This is a genomic window from Nonomuraea sp. NPDC050153, assembly GCF_044460125.1.
In the GTDB taxonomy this organism is placed as follows: domain Bacteria; phylum Actinomycetota; class Actinomycetes; order Streptosporangiales; family Streptosporangiaceae; genus Nonomuraea.
Genome location: NZ_JBITJQ010000012.1, coordinates 1 through 20,216 on the forward strand (window position 1 = coordinate 1; position 20,216 = coordinate 20,216).

The window sequence follows — 20,216 nt, forward strand, 5'->3', positions numbered from 1 at the left end:
CGTCACAAACGATCATGATGCTGGTGGCCGTTCCCATGCCCACAGGCGCCCCCATGGAGCACATCCCTCGAAGATCCCGAACTACAGCTGCCGTAACTGACCAGGTACTCGATCTGGACGCGACGATCCCGGCGGGAACCGCGCTGTTCGCCACGCAGATCTGGCCCGAGCGCAACCTGGTCGTGGTGCAGTCCACCGATGCCTCCCCAGGGCTGCGTAAGGCTCTGGCGGACCGGTACGGCACGTACAACGTCGCCATCTGGCTGCGTTCAGAAAGTGACCGTCCGCACCCGAACGTCCGGACGAAGTCCTCCGCCGCCGCGGACAGCCGGCAAAATGACACGGGAAAGCTCAACGGCGGCTCCAAGTTCGTTCCCTTCAAGGCTGACAACACCCCATCCGGGGAGTGCACGACCGCATTCGCCATGGGGAGCGCAACCGACAATCTCATGGTGAGCGCCGGGCACTGCGCTGACGGAGACGGGCTACTCGCGAGCGCCGGCATCATCAAATGGACGAACTGGCGGGACGGTCAAGGAACGATCAAACTGCCGAACCAGCCGACCTACTACGGCGACGTATCCCTGATCCAGACGGGATTCGGCCGGGGCACGAGCCCCACCATCTTCATCGGCGGCAGGGACTCATCCGTCAAGGAATGGGTGGGCGGGCGGTTCTCGGTCCGCTCTCGGGAAGGCGACCAGTACTGCATCGGCGGCGCCAGCACGAATCCCGCATCCAACGGCCAGATCTGCCGCTTCAAGGTCACCGACATCGGCTGGAAGATCGAGTACGTAGACCCGAAAACCAGGGAATACATCGGCACGGTACGGTGGGTACAGGTCGGCAAGAAAACCGGCAAGTGCCCGGTCGGCGGTGATTCAGGCGCGCCGGTCTACACTTTCCGCCAGAGCGATGGATACGTGGTGGCCAAGGGCATCTTCAGCGGCGGAGTCGGCGATGACGCGCCTGTCCAGTCCACCTGCGTGACTTACTTCACCGACATCCATGACGTGATGAAGGCCGTCGGCAAGGACATCTACAAGAAATGAATCCCCTGGGCCCGTCCTTCTTGTGGCGCATGTGCGGCCTCCTGGTGTTGGCCGTCGCGATTTCCATGGCGACCTCCATACGGGAGTCTCAGCCGCCTGAACCACCCTTCAACGGGTCGATCGACACGGTCGAGGTGGAAGGACGGGCCCTCATCCTGCACGCGTTCAGTATGAACCCCACGGAATGCCTCAAGGCCGACGAAGCCGAAGCGTCCGAGCTCGAGGCAAGCGTGCGGGTCCGGGTAGTGCTTCGCGACATCTGCCCGCGACATGAGCGCACGCTGCTTGAGAAGTGGCGGGACGAATTGTGGCCGCCTTCTTACATCGGTGGTCGCGGCGGAGTCGTTTTTGTGCCCATCACGCTCGACCGGCCCTTGGGGCGCCGGAAGGTCCTCGACGAGGCGGGCCACGAAATCCGGGTCTGCCCGATCACGGGCTCGCGATTGAAGACCATGCGACAGTGCCTGACGTAGGGCGTGGGCGCCGAATACCCTGTCATGTCATGTGACCTGCTGGTATTCGATTTGAGCTTCCCCCGTACTCCGGACACTTGACCTGAGGTCACCCCCGATCGAATGCGAGCCCTTGCTGGCGCGTCTGTCGTCGCACACCGTGGGGACGGAGGTGGGACAGATGACAAAGACACGTGTGCATATCAGCAGACGATGCGGCTGTATGGATGCGGAAACGGGACGTCAGCGAGGCGGGACGTGTCCGCGTCTGCCGGTAGATGACGATCATGGCAGCTGGTATTTCGCGGTCCAGGTACGCGACCTGGACGGGGAACGGCAGCGCGTCCGCCAGGGCGGTTACACCGACTCCGAGGAAGCGCAAGCGGCAGGCCGAGCCCTGGCCGCTGCCGACCACGACGGCGCAGGGGCCGGATGCACCCTCGGACAGTGGCCAGCACGCTGGCCGGCCACCAAGGACGCCCTCCGCCCGTCAACCCGGCAAGGCTACGCCACACATCCGCCTCTACCTCATCCCGCAGTTGGGACGGATCCTGCTCCACCAGCTCACCTCCCGCGACGTCAACGGACTGCTCGCAACGCTCGCGTCCCGTCCCTCGCCGACCGGCCGCCCACTGTCGCCCGCTACCGTGGTGCGGATCCACGCCACCTTGCGGACCGCGCTAACGCCGCGGTCCGCGCCTGGCTGATCCCCGTCAATCCGGCTAACGGAGCCGAACTGCCGCATCCCCGGCGACCGCATCCAGTGATCTGGACCGTCAGGCGGACGGCCCGGTGGCAGCACTCGGGAGAACGTCCGGCGGTGGCGGTCTGGACCGACCAACAGCTCGCGGCCTTCCTGACCGGCGTCGCGCAGGACCGCCTGTACGCCGCCTGGTGGCTGGCCGCGCTGCGCGGACTGCGCCGCGGCGAGCTGGCCGGGCTACGCTGGACGGACGTCAACCTGCAGGCCGCGGAGCTGACGGTGACGCAGCAGCGAGTGCACGCCGACGGCCACGTCGTGGTCGGCCCGCCGAAAAGCGCCGCCAGCTGCCGAGTGGTGGCCCTGGACGCGCAGACCGTGCGGATGCTGACCCAGCACCGCGAACGGCAACAGGAGCTGAGCGCGGCAGCGGGCACACGCTGGCAGGACTCGGGGCACGTGTTCACCACCGCGACGGGTGCGGCTCTGCGGCAGGACTACCTCACCGGCCGATTCCGCCGGCTGGTGGCCGCCTCCGGACAACCGCCGATCCGGCTGCACGACCTGCGGCACGGCGCCGCCACCCTCGCGCTGGCCGCGCACACCGATCTGAAGGTGGTGCAGGCCATGCTGGGGCACGCCAGCATCGCGCTGACCACCGACACCTATGTCTCGGTGCTGCCGGAGGTGGCCCACAAAGCTGCCCAAGAGACGGCGGGGCTGGTGCTGAGAGCGGCGTCCAAGCTCAGGCGGGAGCTCAGCACGTGACCCAGCTTTGCCTCACATTTGCCCCACGCCACCATCGAGCGTGACCGCGGTGCGAGTTCCCGCAGGTGGAGAAGCGCGCCCTGCAGGATTCGAACCTGCGACCGTCGGATTAGAAGTCCGGTGCTCTATCCAGCTGAGCTAAGGGCGCTCCCGCCTTATTGTGCATGATCCGGCGACATGTCACGCACACGTTTTCGTCGTGTCAGTCTGTCAGCCCGATCACACCCCACATGAACAGCGTCCCCAAGACCGTAGCCGCCATGGTCCAGCCGGTGGATCGGCGGGGTGTGTGGGCCTCTGGGAGGATATCGGAGGTGGCCAGGTAGAGGAGAAAGCTGGCGAAAAGGCCCAGGTAGGCGCTCAGGATGTCGGCCGGGATGGTGATGAGGGTGGTCAGGGTGGCGCCGGTCAGGGGGCCAGGGCGTCCAGGAGGAGGAGGGTGAGGGCGCGGCGGCGGGTGTTGCGTAGAGGGAGGTGACCGTGTACGTGTTGAAGCCGTCCGTGAAGTCGTGAGCGATCACTCCTGTCGCCACGGCCGCCGCCAGGGAGGCGTCCGTCTGGTACGCGGCGCCCATGGCGGCTCCGTCCAGGAGGCTGTGGACGACCAGAGCGGCGCCGGCGGTGAGGCCGACCCCGGCGTGGGCGTGGCGGTGGGTGGCGTAGTCGGTCTCGTGGGCGTCGTGCATGGCCATCGAGCGTTCGGCGATGTGGATGGACAGGAACGCCAGGGCGAACATCGGCATCGGCAGCGGTACGCCGAACACCCGCAGCTCGTCGTGGGCCAGGGCCTCGGGGAGGAGGTCGAAGGGCACCACGCCGAGCATCACGCCCGCGGCGGCGCCGAGGACCAGGTGGCGGCGGGGGCCGACGCGGGCGGCGACCAGGCCGCCCAGGAGGGTCATGAGGAACGCCGCCAGAGCGAGCAGGATCGGCACGGGAGTCCACGTTAGAGGGCGGGGCCGTGACACACGAGCTGGGAAAAAGGCCGGGCGGGGGTGGGGCAAAAGGGTCTAAGCTCTCGTGGCATGGTCGCGACGCTCCTGCATGAGATTCCACTGCAGGGCGGGGACGTGACTGACGGGGTGGTGCGGGTCGGTGACACCGTGCGTAGACCGGCCAGTACGTCGACACCCGCCGTGCACGCCCTGCTCCGGCACCTTGAGGCCCGTGGGTTCGAGGGAGCGCCGCGGGTGGTGGGGATGGACGGGCTCGGGCGCGAGATCCTCACGTACGTGCCGGGTACGACCGGGCTACGGCTCGAGAGCGCGAGCGACGAGGCGCTGGCCGGGCTTGCGGTGTTGCTCCGGGAATATCATGACGCGACTGCCGGGTTCCCGTTGTCCCTGAAGGGCTGGGAAGGCGGGTCAAATGATGACAAAGCGCCAGAAATCATCGGGCATTGTGATTTAACGCCAGAAAACGTGATATTTCGCGATGGCAGGCCCCGCGCGCTGATCGACTTCGACCTGGCCCGCCCCACCACGCGCCTCTTCGACATCGTCACCACGCTCCGCCACTGGGCCCCCATCGCCGACCCCGTCGACCGGCCGCCGCTCCTCCGCAACCTCGACGTGGGCGAACGGCTGAGGCTGTTCTGCGAGGCGTACGGGGTGCCGCCCCGCGACCGCCGCCGCCTCCTCGACCTGTCCAGGCTCCGATTCCACCGCTCCTACGACGTCATGCGCACCCGCGCCTCGGCGGGCGGCAACTGGGCGAAGATGTGGGCGGGCGGCGCCGGCGAACGCATCCGCCGCGCTGCGGCCTGGCTCGACACGCACGAAGACGAGCTCCATGCCCACCTGGTGTGACCCGCTGGGGCTCGCCCTCGGGGTGGCCCTCGACCGGCTGATCGCCGACCCGCAGAGCGCCGCCCACCCGGTCGCCGTGTTCGGGCGTGTCGCCGCGAGCGTGGAGAAGTCCCTGTACGCGGACAAGAAGGCGCATGGAGTGGCACATGTCGCCATCTGCGTCGGGGGCGCGGCCGCGCTCGGTGTTCTCGCGCAGCGGATCCCCCACGGGCGTACCGTCGTCACGGCCGTCGCCACCTGGGCGGTGCTCGGCGGCACCACGCTCGCCCGCGAGGGCGAGTACATGGCGGACGCCCTCGAACGCGGCGAGCTGGAACGCGCCAGAGCCCGGCTCCCCCACCTCTGCGGCCGCGACCCCTCCCACCTCGAGGCCAAGGAACTCGCCAGGGCCACGGTCGAGTCGCTGGCCGAGAACACCTCCGACGCCGTCGTGGCGCCGCTCCTCTGGGGCGCGGTGGCGGGCGTGCCGGGGCTGCTGGCGTACCGGGCGATCAACACGCTGGACGCCATGGTCGGCCACCGTTCTCCGCGCTACGAGCGGTTCGGCTGGGCGGCGGCCAGGCTCGACGACGTGGCGAACTACGTACCGGCCCGGCTGACGGGGCTGCTCACGGTCCTGACCGGGCCGGACCCCGGCCGCGCCCTGGCGGTGCTCAGACGGGACGGTCACCGCCACCCCAGCCCGAACGCCGGCAGGTGCGAGGCCGCGTTCGCCGGGGCGCTCGGCGTCACCCTGGGCGGCACGAACGTCTACCAGGGCAGGACCGAGCACCGCCCGACCATGGGCGACGGGCCCGAGCCCGACGTCAAGGACATCCGCCGTGCGGTACGTCTCACGCGGGCCGTCAGCCTGGCCGCCGCCGGAGCGGCCGTACTGACGGCTTGGGCCCTACGGAATCGCCGCAAATAGGTCGTCTGAGTCGTCGAGAGGATTGCGGACGGTCGCGCAATTGCGCGGTAATCAGCTATTGACTGCTTTCACATTACGCGGTTGAGGTTGAGCACCAGCCAGACCACGAATATCGCGAGGGCGGTGATCCCGATCATCGCCTTCGCGGCGTTGTTCGCGACTTCTTTCCTGGCCATGACCTGCTTGGCGCTCTGCTTCCAGACCTGACGCATGATGATCATCGTCTGGAAGCGGCGGCCGAGGGCGAACACGGCGAGAGCGATGATGATGAAGAGAACGACGCGACCGTCTGCAGGTTCCACGGAGACTCCCCCTGTGGGCCGTGAAGCTACTTAATCCCCGAGACATTTGAGAAAACAGGATACTCGGACGGGCGCGGTTTGTAATTGGAATTATGGGCCGTCCGGGATCAGCCCCGGCCCCCTGGGGGCGGGGGGTGCGGCCAGGCGCGCGTCGCCTGCGTGCCGCCCGTACTTCGGGCTTCCCCCCTTTTACGCTTACGGCGGCCGGCCCCACCCGCCGCACGTGGCCGGGCTCTGTCCAGGGAGACGCTCACGAGGTGTGCGGGGCCGGGCGCCGTCACGCCGCCCTCTGGGCCGACGGCCGGGAAACCTCGTGACCGGTCGACCCGGAGGAAGCCGGGCCCCACTACGCCGCCCCCGGATGGCCGGCCGGAAAGCCTCGCGACCGGTCGAACCGGAAGAAGCCGGGCGGTCATGCGTCGAGCCGCCCGGCGGGACCAGGAGCTCGACGTCGCCGTCGCCGTCGTACACCTCGGCCGGGCCCAGCACGCGGATGTCCGTCGGGCCCGAGCAGAACGGCGGTCCGGCCGCTCCCGGTCCGGGGCGAGGGACGGCGCGTGCGCGGATCCGAGCCGGAAGCTATGCACTCCTTTGGGCTTCCGACCGGGCGGTTCGCGGTACGAGTGCATCAGCGTCCGACCGGCCGGATGGCGGCACGCCCTGCACCGCGATCCGGCACGAGCGGCCTGCCTCGCTTCACTCCTGGGGGAAATCATGATGGACGAGTCAGAGTTTTCCGAACCGCTCACGCGAGACCTGTGCGGCACGATGCCCGTGCACCGCCGGTTGCTCAACGAGAGCATGTCCTACCGCACGCGGCGAGCGTCCATCGAGAACCAGGCGACGCAGTACAGGCTCGGCACCCGCATGGTCAGCCGCACCGGCGTGATCAGCATCCCCGTCGTCGTGCACGTCGTCCACAACCCGGCCCGCCCCGAGCAGAACCTCGGCGTCGACCAGATCCACAGCCAGATCGAGATCCTCAACCAGGACTACCGGGCCACCAATCCCGACGTGACGCAGGTGCCGCCCGTCTGGAAGTCTCTGGTGGCGGACACGATGATCGAGTTCCACCTCGCGACCCGCGGCCCGAACGGGGAGCCGACGGACGGGATCGTCCGCGTGGAGACCCAGCGGATGGGCTTCACCCACGACGACCTGGTGAAGGCGAGTGCCACCGGCGGATCCGACCCGTGGCCCACCGACCAGTACCTGAACATGTGGGTGTGCCAGCTGAAGGGCGGGCTGCTCGGCTACGCGCAGTTCCCCGGCGGGCCGCCGGACACGGACGGCGTCGTCATCCGCCACTCCGCCTTCGGGAACACGGGCACCGCGACGCCGCCCTTCCACCTGGGCCGGACCACGACGCACGAGATCGGCCACTGGCTGAACCTCTTCCACATCTGGGGGGACGACGGCGAGGGGTGCAGCGGTGACGACAAGGTGACCGACACCCCGAACCAGGCCGGCAACAACACCGGAATGCCGACTTTTCCCCATGTTTCATGCAACAACGGCCCCAACGGCGACATGTTCGTGAACTACATGGACTACACCGACGACCCCGGCATGATGATGTTCACGAGCGGCCAGTCGCTGCGGATGAACGCCTGCATGGAGGGCCCGCGAGCGTCCTTCCTGGTCCCGCAGCTGGCCGGCCGGGCCGAGGAGCGCGTCCCCGCGGGCGTCGCCGCCCCCGGTGAGACGCGGCTCACCGGGAACGGGTCGCAGCGCGACCTGGAGCAGCTGCTCCAGGAGGTGCTGAAGGACACCCGCGCCGCGCTGAACGTGGTGGCCGGCGACCGGCACGTCCGGTGAGCGTCGTCACGATGAACGAGGAAGCGCCGGACGTCGTCGGAGCCTGGACGCACTCCTTCGAGGAGGACACCGACGCGGTGGCGGTATACCGTCCGGACGAGTACCCGTTCCAGCCGTCGCGGCAGCCGCGGCGCGGGATGGAGTTCCGCCCCGACGGGACCTTCGTCGAGTGGCTCCCCGGGCCGGACGACCGGCCCAGGAAGATCATCGGCCACTGGGAGCGCCAGGGCGCCGACCGGATCCGGATCACCTTTCCCGGGGGTTCGGGCCGGCCGTTCGTCCTGACCGTCGTGTCCCGCGAGGACGACCAACTCGCCTTCGCGAAATGAACCTCGGCAAAAGAGCCTCAGCAAATAAGCCTCGGGAAATAAGCCTCGGCAAATGAGCCGTTGCGAAAAGAGCCCTCAGGAAACGGTCCGTGGAGGACACCGGTGAAGTACGGCAAGGCCGCGGTCGGGGAAGTGCCCGGCCTCGAATGGGCCCGGCTGGGCGACACCCTGCTGTGCTGGACGGAGGACGACGACCGCTGGCCGGCCGGGCTCGCCCTTGAGGAGCCGGCCGCGCAGGCCCCCGGCCTGTATCTGGTGACCCAGGTGGGCCGGCTGTTCCAGCGTGCGCATCCCGACATTCCCGTCCTGGTCGACAAGGGCCGCTACCTCGTGGTCGGGCCGGACCCGGAACAGGCCGGGGCCGTGCCGTCGCGCGAGGACGTCTGCTACCGGATGCGCCCGCTGACCGGCGGGACCACGGTGTTCCGGACCGTGACCCCGGCCCGCCGCACGCCGGACCCCGCCGTCCGGGACCTGGTGAAGCTGGTGGACGAGGACGCCTACCGGGCCGGCCTCCAGGCGCTGGTGGCCCACGGCACCCGCCACTCGCTGAGCCCCGCGTTCAGGACCGCCGCGGAGCAGGCCCGCGACCTGCTGCACGGGCTCGGGTACGCCACCTCGCTCGTCCCCATCACCGTCGGCTCGGGGTCCAGCCTCAACGTCGTCGCGGAGCGGCCGGGAGAGGGCGCCGAGCCGCGGGGCCGCGTCCTGGTCACGGCCCACATCGACTCGGTCAACGCCGTGGACGGCCCGGCCGCGTCGGCGCCCGGCGCCGACGACAACGGCAGCGGGGCCGCGGGCCTGCTGGAGATGGCCCGCGTCTTCTCCGGCAGGCGGACCAGGCACGACCTGTGCCTCATCCTCTTCGGCGGCGAGGAGCAGGGCCTCTTCGGCAGCCGCCAGTACGTCAAGGCGCTGGCGCGGGCCGAGCGCGACCGCATCCGCGCGGTCGTCAACATGGACATGATCGGAACGCTCAACACGCCCGCGCCCACCGTGCTCCTGGAAGGCGCGCAGACCTCACGGGCCCTCGTCGACGACCTGGCCGCCGCCGCGGCCACCTACACCTCGCTCGCCGTCCAGACCTCGCTCCATCCGTTCGCCAGCGACCACGTCCCGTTCATCGACGCGTCGATCCCGGCCGTGCTGACCATTGAGGGGGCCGACCGGGGCAACGAGAACGTGCACACGGCGAACGACACGCTCGCGCACATCGACTACGGCCTGGCGCTGGAGATCGTACGCATGAACGTGGCGGCCGCGGCCACCCTCGCGGAGGTCTGAGCGGGCATGCCACGCCGCGTCAAGGTCGAGGGGGACCGGTTCCACGGCCGGGTCCCCGAGGGGGCCGAGTACGTGGGGCGCGAGTTCCCCGGCCACCGGCGCAGCCCGTTCGCCAACCCGCACAGCCTGTCGGAGAAGGGCTGCCGGGTCTGCGGTGGCCGGGTCCACCAGCGGTCCCAGGTGATCGAGCTCTACCTCGCCCATCTCCGCGAGCATCCCGAACTCGTCGAGCGGGCCCGCCGCGAGCTGCGCGGGAAGGACCTGGCCTGCTGGTGCGACCCCGACCAGGAGTGTCACGCGGACGCGCTGCTGGCCGTCACCGCCGGCACAGAGCCGTAGCTCACGGCCATAGGTCACGGTCGTAGCTCAGGGCCGTAAGGTCACGGCCGTAGCTCAGAGCCGTAGGTCACGGCCGTTCGACGCCCACGGTGATCTCGTTGCCGAGCCGGCACCCCATCAGCAGCTCCAGGTCGTCGCCGCTCCAGAACTTGCCCGGGTCGTACCAGTTGGGCCGACGACCGCTGGGCAGCAGGCCCATCTCCTCGTAGGTGACCGCCACCACCTCGGCGCAGTACGCGCTCTCCAGCGTCTCTTCACGGCGGCGCCGCCGCGGCACCCGCCCCCTGGCCCAGCGGGCGGCCAGCCGGGCGGTGGAGGGGAACGGGGTGCCGTCGAGCCGGGCCACCGTGCGCAGGGCCGCGTCCTCCATCTCGGGCGTGGCCTCCGGCTCCAGCTGGCGCAGCCAGGGCCGCTGGCCGTAGCGGCCGACCCACGTGGTCACCGCCTCGCGCAGGTCGTGCAGTTGCACCCCGCGATGGTGCGTGCCCGACCACAGGTCGAGCAGCGACTTGCCCAGCTCGGCGTGCCACATCATCGGCGGCAGGTCCTCGGTCACGATCGCCATGCCCACGTGGTTGACCGGGCTGTTGGTCATCGTCTGGATGGCACGGTCGGGCACCGAGCGGCCACGGAAGATCCAAAGATCGCCGGTCCTCGTCACAGCTACGGCCTCGTCGAAGGTCAGCACACCGCTAGCCTAGGCACATGCGCTGGTGGAAGATGCTCGGTCTGGCGGGAATCATGGGCGTGGCGGCCACGGGAGTGGTGATCGCGCGCGCCGAGCGCCGCCGCCGGGCCTACACGCCCGAGGAGATCAAGGTCCGGCTACGCGAACGGGTCGTCGAGGGAGCCCCGCCGCCTGGAGGAGCGGCGGGAGCGTAGCGACCAGAGCGGGGGAAGGCGGCGGCATCCAGGGCGACCGAGACCGCCTCACGAAGTGAGGCCATGAACACAGCGGTCAGCCCGAGGGACGCAGGTCGTAGACGAAGACCACGTCCGGGTAGGCCGGGTTGTCGGTGTAGCCCTGCACCCCACCCTGGTAGGCCCGCTGGTAGTTGACCACCCACGGCACCGCCACGGCCGCCCGCTGGTCGAGCACCCGCTTCGTGGCCTGCTCGTACGCCCGCTGCGCCGCCGGCCTGTCGGTCACGGTCAGCTCCGGCACGGGGTCGAGCATCGCGTCCAGGCCCTGGTCGCGCAGGTAGGCCAGGTTGAACAAGGGCGGGTTCCCGCTGTGGAAGACGTTGCCGAAGTAGGAGTAGCCGTCGGCGTAGTCGGGCCACCAGTACATGACGAAGATGTCCTGGCCGCGCTTCTTGCCCTGCTCCCACTGGGCGGTCCAGGGCATCGGCCGGGCGTCGATCGTCACGTTGAGCGGCTTGAGCGCGGCGGTGAGCTTCACGGCCAGCAGGTGCCAGTCGGTGTCGCCCTCCCCGTACGTCATCCGCAGCCGCAGCGGCCGGCCGCCGGGCCCGTACCCCGCCCTGTTCAGCAGCTGCGCCGCGCCCGCCAGGTCCTGCCGGGGAACGCGCTTGGGCACGTATCCCATGAGCCCTTCGGGGATGATGCCGCTGGCCGGTGAGACGGCTCCCTTCAGGTCCTTGATCAGGCCCTGGTAGTCGACGGCCTTCTGCACCGCGCGGCGCACGCGCACGTCCTTCATGGGGCCGTTCGCGGTGTTGAACAGCAGCATCGCCGTCTGGAACGACGGCCGCTCGGAGGTGCGCACGCCGGGCGCGGTCGAGGCGCTGGCGAACAGGCGGGGGTTCAGCCGTGCCACGAAGCTCACCTCACCGCGCTGCAGCAGCCGCCACGCCCGGTCGGGATCGGGCACGACGCGGAACTTCACCGTGTTGTAGTGCGGCCGGCCCCACCCACCCCAGTACTTGTCGTACGCGGTGAGCGTGAGCTCCTCCTCCTTGCCCTTCTGCCACTTCGTCGCCGTGTACGGCCCCGACCCGGCGTCCCGGCCCGAGGCGAAGAACTTGCCGAGGTCGGGCGCCGCCTGCGTGTCGTAGATGTAGGCCGCGTACGTGGAGGAGGCCACCAGGTCCAGCGGGACGGGGTACTTCAGCGCGAACGTCACCGCGGTGGGCCCGTCGACCCTGATGGACGAGACGGCGTCCCAGATGTAGGAGGCGCCCGCCTTGGCGCTCATGGTGCGCTCGATCGACGACTTGACGGCCGCGGCGTCGAGGGGCCTGCCAGTGTGGAAGGTCACCCCGGAACGGAGGTTGAACGTCCACGTCCGGCCGTCGGGCGACGAGCGCCACGACGTGGCCAGTCTGGGGCTGGACTTCTTGGTGACCGGGTTCCAGAAGGTGAGCGTCTCGTACATGTTCTGGAAAGCGACGATCTCGTTGGAATAGGACCTGGAGGGGTCCCACTCGGTCACGATGTCCAGGTTCTTGACATAGACGAACGGGGACTGCCCCGACGGCGCCTGCGGGGACTCCGGAGGCGGTGAGCAGGCCGCGAGGAGCATCAGCGCGGCGGCCGCTGCGAGACGACGGCGCAACGCATCTCCCTCTGTCGGCGATGTACTCGGGAAACCTACTCCAAGATCGATGGGACCAAAGCCCACGTGTCCAAAAGTCCCGAAAAATTGGGCATTTTGATGATCCAATTGCTATCCTCTGGGCTTGTCCCGTCCGGGGTTGCCAGCAGGGGACCGACCGGAGTGAGGTGCGATGGGTCGTAGCCGAACGATCCGCTTGAAGATCATCGGACTACTACTGGTGCCACTGACCTCCATGGTGGTCTTGTGGGGGGTCATCACCGCCGTGACCGCCACCGAGAGCTTGGAGCTGCGTCAATACAAGACACTCTGGACGAACCTCCGTCTTCCCGCGTACAAACTGATCAGCGAGATCCAGCGTGAACGTCTAGTCTCAGCCAGGCTCCTGCGTAACTCGGGGGAAAAGTCCGCCGTCGCCACGCAGCGCACCCGCACCGACGCCGCCAGTGACGCGTTCAGGCAGCTCTCCAGCAAATCCAGGAACCGATCGGAAGAGATCCGCACACAGGTGGACGCGGTGTACACGCAGCTCGACAGGCTCGATGCGATCAGAGGAGAGATCGACACGGGCCTGTCCGACCGTCTGCACACCGTGGAGGCGTACAGCGCGATCAACGACACGCTCTTCGGCCTGCACAAGCGGGTCGCGCTGATCGACGACATCCCGATCTACGAGCAGTCGCGCATCGTCATCGACCTCGGGTACGCCAGGGAGCTGCTGACCAGAGAGCAGGCCGTCGCGTTCGGGCCGGCCCAGCCCGCCGAGCGCAGGCTGTTCACCGAGCTCGTCGGCAACCGGCGCTTCCTGGTCGACCAGTCGCTCAACGAGCTCGACCCGAACCTGCGCGACACGCAGGTGGCGCTGATCTCCTCCCCCGCCTATCAGCGGATGCGGATCATGGAGGACCAGATCATCGCCGGGCAGGCGCCGCGCAGCTGGCTCACCCTCACCGAGGGGCTGTCCAAGTCGTTCCAGGAAGCCCTGATGCAGGCCAGCGCGGTGCTGAACACGCGGACCGAGCCGATCGCCGACCAGGTGCTGAACAGGGCGCTGCTGCTGGCGGGGACGGCGCTGGGGCTGGTGGTCGTGTCGATCGCGTTCTCGCTGCGCATGGGCAACCGGCTGTCGAAGGAGCTGGGCGCGCTCCGGCTGGCCGCGCTGGAGGTGGCCCAGGAACGGCTCCCCCACGTGGTCGCCAAGCTCCGCAAGGGCGAGAAGGTCGAGATGCCGGAGCTGTCCGTGGCGAGCACCACGGTCGAGATCGACGACGTGGGCCAGGCGTTCTCCACGGTCCAGCAGACGGCCGTCGAGGCCGCCGTCGGCCAGGCGCAGCTCAGCGAGGGCGTCGGGCACGTGTTCCGCAACCTGGCCAGGCGCAGCCAGACGCTGCTGCACCGCCAGCGCATCCAGCTGCAGGACATGCAGCACCGGGCCACCGACCCCGACGCGCTGGACGACCTGTTCAAGCTCGACCACCTGACCACCCGGATGCGACGCCACGCCGAGGGCCTGATCATCCTGTCGGGCGCCACCCCCGGCCGCGGCTGGAGCCGGCCGGTGCCGCTGCTCGACGTGGCCCGCGGCGCGTCGGCCGAGGTCGAGGACTACCAGCGGGTCACCGTCGAGCCGATGTCCGGCCAGCGTCTGGCCGGACCCGTGGTCGGCGACGTGATCCACCTGATCGCCGAGCTCATCGAGAACGCCACCGTCTACTCGCCGAAGCACACCCCGGTCATCGTGCGCGGCGAGGTGGCGGCCCGCGGCTTCGTCTTCGAGGTCGAGGACCGCGGGCTCGGGATGCGCGCAGAGGAGCTGGCCGAACTCAACGAGCGGCTGGCCAGCCCACCGGAGTTCGACCTGGCCGACAGCGACCGGCTCGGCCTTTTCGTCGTCTCCCGCCTGGCCGCCAGGCACGACATCCGCGTGACGTTGCGCGGTTCACCATATGGAGGGACCACCGCGATCGTGTTGATCCCGGAAGAACACGTGGCCGAGGCAGAACCGGAGGCTCACGTGAAGGAACCCGCTCGACCTATGCGGGTGGTGCGAAGTGAGTGACGAACGCTGGCTGGACGAGGACGCCGGTCCTATCGTCCCGGCCTACCTGCTGACCAGGGGCCGTACGGTCCCCGCGAGCGAGGCCATCGACCTCATCGCGGTGATCATCACGGCCGGCGGCCTGGCGCCGCCCATGGGCCTGGGCCCCGAGCATCTGATCATCATGCAGAAGTGCACCAAGCCGACCCGGCTGGTGGACGTCGCCGCCGAGCTGAACCTGCCCATCGGCGTGGTCCGAGTGCTGGTCGGCGACCTGCACGCGCAGCAGCTCGTGCAGGTCGAGCACCCGCCACCCGCCCCCGATGCGAAGGTGCTGCTCGAGGTGATCAGCGGGCTGAAGGCGCTGTGACCATCCTGCGGTTGAGCCGCCCGTACACGGCCGCGAAGATCGCGGCCGTGATCCCGGCCAGGGCGGCGGCCCCGAAGACCCACTGGTAGCCGCCCACGCCCGGACGGGCGGCCAGGATGGCGGCGATGGCCGCGCCGGCCGTGCTGCCGCCCACGATGCGTACGAGCGCGTTGACGCCTGCCGCGAGGGCCGTCTTGCCCGGGTCCACGTGCTCCACGGCCATGGTGCCCAGCGCCGCGTAGCCGACGCCGAGGCCGATGCCCATCAGTGAGGTCGCGACGTACAGGTGGGCCGGGCTGCTGTGCGCGACCACCAGCCACAGCCCCGCCAGCCCCGTGACCGCCGAACCCGCCGCTACCATGGACGAGGCCTGGAAGCGGCGCATGATCCGGCCCGCGAACAGCGAGATGACCAGCATGAAGAGCGTGCTCGGCAGCAGGAAGAAGCCCACCTGGAGGGTGGAGGCGCCGAAGCCGTAACCTGACCCGGCCGGCACCTGGGCGAAGCTGGACGTACCGGTCATGAGGGTGAAGAACGAGAACCCGAGCAGCATCGAGGCCACCGTCGCGCCGATCGTGCCCCGGTGGACCAGCATCGCCATCTCCACCAGCGGCTCGGCCACGCGGCGCTCGACCGCGACCCAGAGCGCCGCGAGGGCCGCCGCGGCGGCGAACAGGCCGAGCACGCCCGGCGAGGTCCAGCCCCACGAGCCGCCCTCGCTGATGCCCAACAGGAGCGCGACCAGCCAGGCGGCCAACAGCGCGGCGCCGACCAGGTCGGGACGGCCCTTGCCCGCGGGAGCGGTGTCCCGTACGAGGAAGGCCACGATCACGACGGCCACCAGCGAGATGCCGGCCGTGATCCAGAAGACCAGGTGGAAGTCACCGGACGCGAGCCCGGCCAGGATCATCCCGCCGCCGCTCCCGAACCCCATCGTCGCGCTGATCACCCCGATGCCGGTCGCGAGCTGCTCTCTGGGCAGCACGTCGCGTGCCACCCCGATCGACAGCGGCACCAGAGCGGCCACGGCTCCCTGCAGCACCCTCGCCACCATCAGCCAGGTCAGCGAGGTCGCCAGCGCGGCCATAACCGAGCCGACCACCAGGAGGGCCAGGGCACCGAGGATCATGGGGCGCCTGCCGTACATGTCACCGAAGCGCGACAACAACGGCGTGGCCACGGCCGCGACCAGGAGGCTCAACGTGAGCGTCCAGGACACGGCGGAGAGCGAGGCGTGCAGCTCCCGCTGCAGCACGGGAAGCAACGGGACCACGGCGGTGTTCTGAAGGGCGGCGATGGAGGCCGCGAAAGCCAGCGCGACCACCCCGGGCCATGGGCTCTTGGTGGACGTCGTACGTGCCGCGGACGCGACTACTGTCGCCATGTCGGCTCCTTTGGCTAACTTAGGTAACTAACAGGCACAGATAATACATACGTAAGTTAGGTAAGCAAATCGGTATGGACGAAGATCTCAACAGGACGGTGTCGGCGTTCCGCTCATTGGTGACCGCGCTGAACCGCGCCAAGACGCACGAGCGCCTGACCGAGGCCGCCGGCGTCCGGCTCGACCGCCCCGACGTGAAGATCCTCGTCCACCTGCTGGACGCGGGCGAGCCGCGCAGGATCGGCGCGATCGCCGAAGGGCTGCAGGTGGAGAGCCCTCACGTGACGAGGCACGTCTCCTCGCTGGAGCAGCGCAAGCTGGTCGAGCGGGTACGCGACCCCGACGACGGCAGGGCCTGGCGCATCGCGCTCACCGAGGAGGGGACCGAGGTGGCCGGCAAGTGCCGCCGGGTGACCACCGAATGGTTCGAGGGCGCGCTCGCGGACTGGTCGGCGCAGGACCGGGCGGAGCTGTCCAGGCTGATGGACAAGCTCTCGGGCGACCTCTGCGCCCACCTCAAGGGCCTCATGGACTGAGCAGCACGTCCTCGGCCCGGTGGCAGGCGACCCGGCGGCCTGCCAGGTCCCTGAGCGCCGGCGGCCGCTCGCACTGCGGCGCGGCCAGCGGGCAGCGCAGCCGGAACGGGCATCCGGTCGGGGCGGGCACGGCCTCCGTCCGGCCCCTGGCCTCGGGCGGGGCGCCGCCCAGCTTCGGCACGGCGTCGCGCAGGGCCCGCGTGTAGGGGTGGGCCGGCTTCGCGAGCAGTTCGGCGGTCGGCCCCGACTCCACGACGCGGCCCGCGAAGAGCACGTGCGCGGTGCGGCACAGCCGGTCCACGACGGCGAGGTTGTGGGTGATGAGCAGGCGCTCGGTGTCCAGGGAGGCCAGGAGGTCGAGGATCCTGGCCTGGACGGTGACGTCGAGCGCGCTGGTGGGCTCGTCCAGGATGAGCAGGCGCGGTCCCACCGCCAGGGCTCTGGCGATCACCACGCGCTGGCGCTGGCCGCCGGAGAGCTGGTGGGGCCGTCGGGTGGCCACGCCCGGGTCCAGACCGACCTGTTCGAGCAGGTCCTTGACCCGGTCTCGCGCGCCGCGCGGCAGGGCCTCGGCGACGGAGGTGCCGACGCGCATCCTGGGGTCGAGGGCCTCGGCCTGGAACACGGGCTGGACGTCCTTGCGGAACTTCCGCATGTCCGCTTTTTTCAGCGTTTGGTCGCCGTACCAGATATTTCCGGACATGGGGGTGAGGAGGCCCAGGAACGCGCGCGCCAGGGTCGTCTTGCCCGAGCCGCTCTCCCCTATCAGGCCGACGCCGCCCTCGGTGATGTCCAGGGTCACGTCGTGCACGACCGGGGTGCGACCGTAGCCGAGCGTCACCCGCTCGGCCCTGAGCATGGTCACGGCAGCGCCTCCAGCAGCTCGCGCGTGTACGGATGGGACGGCTCGGCCAGCACCCGCGCGGCCGGCCCCGACTCCACCACCGCGCCGTCCTTCATGACCAGCACCCGGTCGGCGATCGTCGAAACCAGGGCCAGGTCGTGGGAGACGAGCAGGAGCGCCAGCCCCCGCTCCTCACGCAGCCTGCGCAGCACGCCGACCACCTCGGCCTGCACGGTCACGTCGAGCGCGCTCGTGGGCTCGTCGGCGAGGATCACCTCGGCGCCCAGGGCGATGGCCAGCGCGATGGCGAAGCGCTGGGCCTGGCCGCCGGAGATCTCGTGAGGGTAGCGGCGCAGGATCTCGCGGTCGAGCATGACCGCCTCCACGGCCTCCCCCATGATCTCCTCCAGCCGTCTCTTCTCCGCTGCGGGTCGTGGAGGGGTGCCGTCCTTCGGGGAGGGGGACGGGCCGGACTGCGGGCTGTCCTTCGGGGAGGGAGATGGGCCGGGCCGCGGGCTGTCTTTCGGGCCGGGGCGTGGGCCTGCGGGCTTGCCGATGCCGTGGAGCTTGAGGGCGCGGCGCATCAGGACGCCCAGGCGGGTGGCCGGGCTGAGGGCCGCCTGTGGCGTCTGCATCACGAGTGCCACCCTGGCGCCCCGGATCTCGCGGAGCCTGCGCGGTGACGCCGTGAGCACGTCGACGCCGCACACCCGTACATGGCCTGAAATTTCGGCATCTGGGGTGAGGCCCAGCAGCGACATCAGCGTGGTCGACTTGCCCGAGCCGCTCTCCCCCACGATCGCCACGCACTCGCCCTCGCGGACGTCCAGCTCCGGCACGTCGGCCACGACACGCCCGCCGTAGCGCACCCGGAGGTCACGCACCTCGATCATCTGACCGCCCTCCGCTCCGGGGATCAAGCGCGTTGCGCAGCCCCTCCCCCAGGACGTTGAACGCGAACGCCGTCACCAGGATCGCCAGGCCGGGGAACGTGACCACCCACCAGTTCGTGGTGAAGAGCGTCTGCCCCTGCTGCACCATCAGCCCCCACTCCGCCGTCGGCTCCTGCGCGCCCAGCCCCAGGTACGACAGCGCGGCCGAGGTCAGGATCACGCCGCCGGCGTCGAGCGAGAGCTGGACCAGGACGGGCGTGAGCGAGTTCGGGAGCACGTGCCTGAGCACGATCAGCGGCGCGGGCACGCCGAGGCATCGCGCGGCGTCCACGTAGCCGCGGGTGGCGATCGAGGCCGCCACGGACGCCGCCAGCCGGGTGTACCAGGGCCACCAGGTCACGGCGATGGCCAGGATGACCGTGTTCACGCTGGGCTGGAGCACCACGGCGAGGGTCAGGGAGAGCAGCAGCGCGGGGAAGGCCAGGAAGACGTCCGTGATCCGCATGATCACGTCTCTGATCCAGCCGCCCGCGTACCCGGCGACCACGCCGAGCGTGACCCCGACCACCGCCGACACGGCCAGCACGGCCACGGCGATGAACAGGGACGTGCGGCCGCCGTACAGGACTTGGGTGAGCACGTCCCGGCCGACCTGGTCGGTCCCGAACCAGTGCGCGGCGCTCGGCGGCCGCAGGTTCTCCAGCGGCTTCACCTGGTCCACCGGGTACGGCGCGAGCCACGGCGCCAGGATCGCGGCCAGGACGACCAGCACGATGAGCACCGCGCCGAACGCGGCGAACCGGTCGGGGATCCTGGGCAGGAAGCTGCGGCGCAGCGGCGCCTCGACGCTCGTCATCGGGTCCTCGCTCGCGGGTCGACGAAGCCCTGGAGGATGTCCACGACCAGGTTGGCCAGCACGTACACCAGGGCCACCAGGAGCGTGACGCCCGCGATGGCCGGGGTGTCCAGCGACTTGATCGACTCGGCGGCGTAGCGGCCCAGGCCCGGCCAGTTGAAGACCGCCTCGACGAGGAAGCCGTTGACGATCGCGTACGCGAAGACGAGGGCGATCAGCGACAGGACCGGGTTGAGGGCGGGCCTGAGGGCGAACCTGGTCAGGATGGACGTCTCGCCGAAGCCGAGCGCGCGCTCCAGCGTGGAGTGCTCCTGGCCGGACTCCTCGATGAGCGCCGCCCTGGTCATCTGGGCGATGACGCCCGTGGGGTAGGCGGCCACGACCAGCGCGGGCAGCACCAGGTGCTGGAGCGTGCTGGTGAAGATGGGCCAGTTGCCGGTGATGAGGGCGTCGACGATCGTGATGTTCGTCCAGAGGGTGAGCGGGCTGGTGGTGTCCAGCGAGGAGTCGTACTCGCCCGCGATCGGGAACCAGCCGAGGTTGCTGGCGAAGACCGTCTGGAGGGCCAGGGCCAGCCAGAAGACCGGTACGGAGACGGCCAGCATGCTGCCGAACCGCACCCCCAGATCCGGAAATTTCGTCTTGTAGCGGGCGGCGAGCACTCCGACCGGAATGCCCACGACGACCGCGATGAGCAGGGCCGTGCCGACCAGCTCCAGCGAGGCGGGGAACGCCACGTAGAGGTCGTCGCGCACCGGTTGCCGGGTGCGCAGGCTGACCCCCCAGTCGCCGGTGAGCAGGTCGCGCACGTAGTTCAGGAGTTGCACGGGGATCGAGTCGTCGAGCCCGAACCGCCTGCGCGCCGCGGCGAGCTCCTCGGGCGTGGCCTTCGGCCCGGCGAACGCGACCGCCGGATCCCCCGGCACCAGCCGCATCACGACGAACGTGAGCACGACCACGCCGGACACGACCAGGAGGGCCTGGCCGAGCCGGCGGGTCAGATGACGCACCATCG

22 protein-coding genes and 1 tRNA gene are annotated in these 20,216 nt (G+C 69.8%); 13 read left to right on the plus strand and 10 right to left on the minus strand.

All coding sequences use genetic code 11. From position 1 onward, the window contains the following. The 3 genes from ACIBQ1_RS27785 to ACIBQ1_RS27795 all read left to right on the plus strand — a co-directional run. Positions 1-1,052: hypothetical protein (locus ACIBQ1_RS27785; RefSeq protein ID WP_397282013.1), on the plus strand; the 1,052-nt coding region annotated here is incomplete at its 5' end. Further along, the gene (locus tag ACIBQ1_RS27790) at positions 1,049-1,525 is read left to right on the plus strand and encodes a hypothetical protein (RefSeq protein ID WP_397282015.1); all 477 of its coding nucleotides are present in this window, start codon (positions 1,049-1,051) and stop codon (positions 1,523-1,525) included. The genes ACIBQ1_RS27785 and ACIBQ1_RS27790, both read left to right, overlap by 4 nt. A gap of 799 nt (positions 1,526-2,324) precedes the next feature. Then, positions 2,325-2,972, plus strand: a complete 648-nt coding sequence (locus tag ACIBQ1_RS27795) for a site-specific integrase (RefSeq protein ID WP_397282017.1) — start codon at positions 2,325-2,327, stop codon at positions 2,970-2,972. 74 nt (positions 2,973-3,046) lie between these two features. Here the strand turns inward: ACIBQ1_RS27795 and ACIBQ1_RS27800 are convergent. Both ACIBQ1_RS27800 and ACIBQ1_RS27805 read right to left on the minus strand, forming a co-directional pair. Next, a tRNA-Arg gene (locus ACIBQ1_RS27800) sits at positions 3,047-3,120 on the minus strand. A 7-nt stretch (positions 3,121-3,127) separates the two neighbouring features. After that, positions 3,128-3,907, minus strand: a complete 780-nt coding sequence (locus ACIBQ1_RS27805) for a ZIP family metal transporter (RefSeq protein WP_397282019.1) — start codon at positions 3,905-3,907, stop codon at positions 3,128-3,130. A 90-nt stretch (positions 3,908-3,997) separates the two neighbouring features. Between ACIBQ1_RS27805 and ACIBQ1_RS27810 the strand changes: the two genes are divergently transcribed. After that, positions 3,998-4,780 carry a phosphotransferase gene (locus tag ACIBQ1_RS27810; RefSeq protein WP_397282020.1) on the plus strand — a complete coding sequence of 261 codons (783 nt, stop codon included), beginning with the start codon at positions 3,998-4,000 and terminating at the stop codon, positions 4,778-4,780. Then, the gene (locus ACIBQ1_RS27815) at positions 4,764-5,690 is read left to right on the plus strand and encodes a cobalamin biosynthesis protein (RefSeq protein ID WP_397282022.1); all 927 of its coding nucleotides are present in this window, start codon (positions 4,764-4,766) and stop codon (positions 5,688-5,690) included. The genes ACIBQ1_RS27810 and ACIBQ1_RS27815 overlap by 17 nt, the downstream gene beginning before the upstream one ends. A gap of 68 nt (positions 5,691-5,758) precedes the next feature. Here ACIBQ1_RS27815 and ACIBQ1_RS27820 read toward each other — a convergent pair whose 3' ends face one another. After that, positions 5,759-5,992, minus strand: coding sequence for a hypothetical protein (locus ACIBQ1_RS27820; RefSeq protein ID WP_397282023.1), 234 nt, complete (start codon positions 5,990-5,992; stop codon positions 5,759-5,761). Between the two features lie 714 nt (positions 5,993-6,706). On the opposite strand from ACIBQ1_RS27820, the gene ACIBQ1_RS27825 reads away from it, so the two are divergent. The 4 genes from ACIBQ1_RS27825 (at position 6,707) to ACIBQ1_RS27840 (ending at position 9,762) form a co-directional block, all read left to right on the plus strand. Beyond that, positions 6,707-7,810, plus strand: a complete 1,104-nt coding sequence (locus ACIBQ1_RS27825; protein WP_397282025.1) for a zinc metalloprotease — start codon at positions 6,707-6,709, stop codon at positions 7,808-7,810. Between the two features lie 11 nt (positions 7,811-7,821). Continuing rightward, positions 7,822-8,139, plus strand: a complete 318-nt coding sequence (locus ACIBQ1_RS27830) for a hypothetical protein (RefSeq protein WP_397282027.1) — start codon at positions 7,822-7,824, stop codon at positions 8,137-8,139. Between the two features lie 102 nt (positions 8,140-8,241). Continuing rightward, positions 8,242-9,423 (plus strand): M28 family metallopeptidase, encoded by a 1,182-nt coding sequence (locus ACIBQ1_RS27835; RefSeq protein WP_397282029.1) that lies wholly within the window; start codon positions 8,242-8,244, stop codon positions 9,421-9,423. Positions 9,424-9,429: 6 nt separating this feature from the next. Next, entirely contained in the window at positions 9,430-9,762 is a 333-nt protein-coding gene (locus tag ACIBQ1_RS27840; protein WP_397282032.1) for a DUF4326 domain-containing protein, read from the plus strand. 67 nt (positions 9,763-9,829) lie between these two features. Here the strand turns inward: ACIBQ1_RS27840 and ACIBQ1_RS27845 are convergent, their stop codons facing one another. Then, complete coding sequence (locus ACIBQ1_RS27845; protein ID WP_397282034.1) at positions 9,830-10,450, minus strand: hypothetical protein; 621 nt, start codon at positions 10,448-10,450, stop codon at positions 9,830-9,832. Positions 10,451-10,467: 17 nt separating this feature from the next. On the opposite strand from ACIBQ1_RS27845, the gene ACIBQ1_RS27850 reads away from it, so the two are divergent. After that, positions 10,468-10,644, plus strand: a complete 177-nt coding sequence (locus tag ACIBQ1_RS27850) for a hypothetical protein (RefSeq protein ID WP_397282036.1) — start codon at positions 10,468-10,470, stop codon at positions 10,642-10,644. A 76-nt stretch (positions 10,645-10,720) separates the two neighbouring features. On the opposite strand, the gene ACIBQ1_RS27855 is transcribed toward ACIBQ1_RS27850, so the two are convergent. Further along, a complete protein-coding gene (locus tag ACIBQ1_RS27855; RefSeq protein WP_397282037.1) occupies positions 10,721-12,280 on the minus strand; it encodes an ABC transporter substrate-binding protein in 1,560 nt (519 codons plus the stop codon). 235 nt (positions 12,281-12,515) lie between these two features. On the opposite strand from ACIBQ1_RS27855, the gene ACIBQ1_RS27860 reads away from it, so the two are divergent. Together ACIBQ1_RS27860 and ACIBQ1_RS27865 are read left to right on the plus strand one after the other, a co-directional pair. Further along, positions 12,516-14,339, plus strand: a complete 1,824-nt coding sequence (locus ACIBQ1_RS27860) for a nitrate- and nitrite sensing domain-containing protein (protein WP_397282039.1) — start codon at positions 12,516-12,518, stop codon at positions 14,337-14,339. Next, positions 14,332-14,688, plus strand: a complete 357-nt coding sequence (locus ACIBQ1_RS27865) for a DUF742 domain-containing protein (protein WP_185067699.1) — start codon at positions 14,332-14,334, stop codon at positions 14,686-14,688. Before ACIBQ1_RS27860 ends, ACIBQ1_RS27865 begins: the two co-directional genes overlap by 8 nt. Here ACIBQ1_RS27865 and ACIBQ1_RS27870 read toward each other — a convergent pair. Continuing rightward, positions 14,666-16,072: an MFS transporter gene (locus ACIBQ1_RS27870; protein ID WP_397282041.1), complete on the minus strand. Its 1,407-nt coding sequence runs from the start codon at positions 16,070-16,072 to the stop codon at positions 14,666-14,668. The genes ACIBQ1_RS27865 and ACIBQ1_RS27870 overlap by 23 nt on opposite strands. Positions 16,073-16,146: 74 nt before the next feature. On the opposite strand from ACIBQ1_RS27870, the gene ACIBQ1_RS27875 reads away from it, so the two are divergent. After that, positions 16,147-16,608, plus strand: a complete 462-nt coding sequence (locus ACIBQ1_RS27875; RefSeq protein ID WP_397282043.1) for a MarR family winged helix-turn-helix transcriptional regulator — start codon at positions 16,147-16,149, stop codon at positions 16,606-16,608. Here ACIBQ1_RS27875 and ACIBQ1_RS27880 read toward each other — a convergent pair. From ACIBQ1_RS27880 to ACIBQ1_RS27895, 4 genes are read right to left on the minus strand one after another with little or no spacing between them, the layout of a single operon-like run. Continuing rightward, complete coding sequence (locus ACIBQ1_RS27880) at positions 16,598-17,467, minus strand: ABC transporter ATP-binding protein (protein WP_397282455.1); 870 nt, start codon at positions 17,465-17,467, stop codon at positions 16,598-16,600. The two genes, ACIBQ1_RS27875 and ACIBQ1_RS27880, sit on opposite strands and share 11 nt — an antisense overlap. A 2-nt stretch (positions 17,468-17,469) precedes the next feature. Then, entirely contained in the window at positions 17,470-18,345 is an 876-nt protein-coding gene (locus ACIBQ1_RS27885) for an ATP-binding cassette domain-containing protein (protein ID WP_397282045.1), read from the minus strand. Then, positions 18,329-19,201, minus strand: coding sequence for an ABC transporter permease (locus ACIBQ1_RS27890; RefSeq protein WP_397282047.1), 873 nt, complete (start codon positions 19,199-19,201; stop codon positions 18,329-18,331). Before ACIBQ1_RS27890 ends, ACIBQ1_RS27885 begins: the two co-directional genes overlap by 17 nt. Beyond that, positions 19,198-20,214 (minus strand): ABC transporter permease, encoded by a 1,017-nt coding sequence (locus ACIBQ1_RS27895; protein WP_397282049.1) that lies wholly within the window; start codon positions 20,212-20,214, stop codon positions 19,198-19,200. Before ACIBQ1_RS27895 ends, ACIBQ1_RS27890 begins: the two co-directional genes overlap by 4 nt. Between the last annotated feature and the right edge of the window lie 2 nt (positions 20,215-20,216).

Bases quoted from the DNA above. Each gene is read 5' to 3' on its own strand.
- ACIBQ1_RS27880 (WP_397282455.1), bottom strand. From the start codon at position 17,467: ATGCTCAGGGCCGAGCGGGTGACGCTCGGCTACGGTCGCACCCCGGTC.
- ACIBQ1_RS27830 (WP_397282027.1), top strand. From the start codon at position 7,822: ATGAACGAGGAAGCGCCGGACGTCGTCGGAGCCTGGACGCACTCCTTC.
- ACIBQ1_RS27895 (WP_397282049.1), bottom strand. From the start codon at position 20,214: ATGGTGCGTCATCTGACCCGCCGGCTCGGCCAGGCCCTCCTGGTCGTG.
- ACIBQ1_RS27885 (WP_397282045.1), bottom strand. From the start codon at position 18,345: ATGATCGAGGTGCGTGACCTCCGGGTGCGCTACGGCGGGCGTGTCGTG.
- ACIBQ1_RS27790 (WP_397282015.1), top strand. From the start codon at position 1,049: ATGAATCCCCTGGGCCCGTCCTTCTTGTGGCGCATGTGCGGCCTCCTG.
- ACIBQ1_RS27840 (WP_397282032.1), top strand. From the start codon at position 9,430: ATGCCACGCCGCGTCAAGGTCGAGGGGGACCGGTTCCACGGCCGGGTC.
- ACIBQ1_RS27810 (WP_397282020.1), top strand. From the start codon at position 3,998: ATGGTCGCGACGCTCCTGCATGAGATTCCACTGCAGGGCGGGGACGTG.
- ACIBQ1_RS27870 (WP_397282041.1), bottom strand. From the start codon at position 16,072: ATGGCGACAGTAGTCGCGTCCGCGGCACGTACGACGTCCACCAAGAGC.
- ACIBQ1_RS27850 (WP_397282036.1), top strand. From the start codon at position 10,468: ATGCGCTGGTGGAAGATGCTCGGTCTGGCGGGAATCATGGGCGTGGCG.
- ACIBQ1_RS27825 (WP_397282025.1), top strand. From the start codon at position 6,707: ATGATGGACGAGTCAGAGTTTTCCGAACCGCTCACGCGAGACCTGTGC.
- ACIBQ1_RS27815 (WP_397282022.1), top strand. From the start codon at position 4,764: ATGCCCACCTGGTGTGACCCGCTGGGGCTCGCCCTCGGGGTGGCCCTC.
- ACIBQ1_RS27875 (WP_397282043.1), top strand. From the start codon at position 16,147: ATGGACGAAGATCTCAACAGGACGGTGTCGGCGTTCCGCTCATTGGTG.
- ACIBQ1_RS27890 (WP_397282047.1), bottom strand. From the start codon at position 19,201: ATGACGAGCGTCGAGGCGCCGCTGCGCCGCAGCTTCCTGCCCAGGATC.
- ACIBQ1_RS27860 (WP_397282039.1), top strand. From the start codon at position 12,516: ATGGTGGTCTTGTGGGGGGTCATCACCGCCGTGACCGCCACCGAGAGC.